Origin of the sequence: Algoriphagus sp. NF, assembly GCF_028823735.1 — a bacterium.
GTDB lineage: Bacteria > Bacteroidota > Bacteroidia > Cytophagales > Cyclobacteriaceae > Algoriphagus > Algoriphagus marincola.
The window spans coordinates 1-796 of the sequence record NZ_JAPEIB010000110.1 but is presented as its reverse complement, the minus strand read 5'-3'; the positions used below and the strand labels follow the sequence as shown (position 1 = coordinate 796).

The window sequence follows — 796 nt, the reverse complement described above, 5'->3', positions numbered from 1 at the left end:
CCGAAGAACTTGAACAAGAATTTGAAAACGATTCGGTATTTAAAACTGCATTTTACAATCTGACACCAGGACGACAAAGAGGATATTTGCTCTATTTTTCAGAAGCCAAACAATCCAAAACAAGAAGTTCAAGAATTGAAAAGGCGAAACCAAAAATCTTTGACGGAAAAGGTCACAACGAAAGATAAAAAATACTACCGCCAACATTGTGTATAAGCAATAGCGGTTTAAGTGCAAACTTGAACCGTTTTTGCGTTTAATTAAGTATCTTGCAATCTGACAGTTTAGTGGTTAAAATCCGCTACTGCTCATACACGAGACCGTTGTGCGGCATACAAAGAAAGCCCACGCGCAAACAGGCACACTTGGTTTTTGCCGACACGCAAAGCCAACGCTGAAAAACCAAAGGAGCCTGTTTTGTTGCCAACGCTCGACAGGAAAATGAACAGAATACGGGAAACCGTAAAAAGAAAATAGGATGAATAGTATTTTTAGGAACACAAGGCCAACCGAAAAAATATGGAGTTAATAAAAAACAACCCTTATCGAATTGCAGGCATTCTCGCAAACGCCACGACTAAGGAACTTGAAAAGCAAAAAGGGAAAATCAAAGCCTACACAAAGGTTGGAAAAGAAATCAAATCTGATTTTGACTTTCAAATTCTTGGTAGTATAGACAGAACTGAAGACTCTGTAAACAAAGCATTTTCAAATATTGAGCAAAACCAGGATAGGGTAAATTACGCACTGTTTTGGTTCTTAAATGCAAGTCCATTTGACAACACCGCTTTTGAAT

The 796-nt window shown here is 38.1% G+C and carries 2 protein-coding genes; both read left to right on the top strand.

Annotation, left to right across the window (positions count from 1 at the left end; translation table 11 throughout):
• Window positions 1–188: YdeI/OmpD-associated family protein (locus OU792_RS18595; RefSeq protein WP_274671062.1), on the top strand; the 188-nt coding region annotated here is incomplete at its 5' end.
• Window positions 189–519: 331 nt separating this feature from the next.
• Window positions 520–796: hypothetical protein (locus OU792_RS18590; RefSeq protein ID WP_274671061.1), on the top strand; the 277-nt coding region annotated here is incomplete at its 3' end.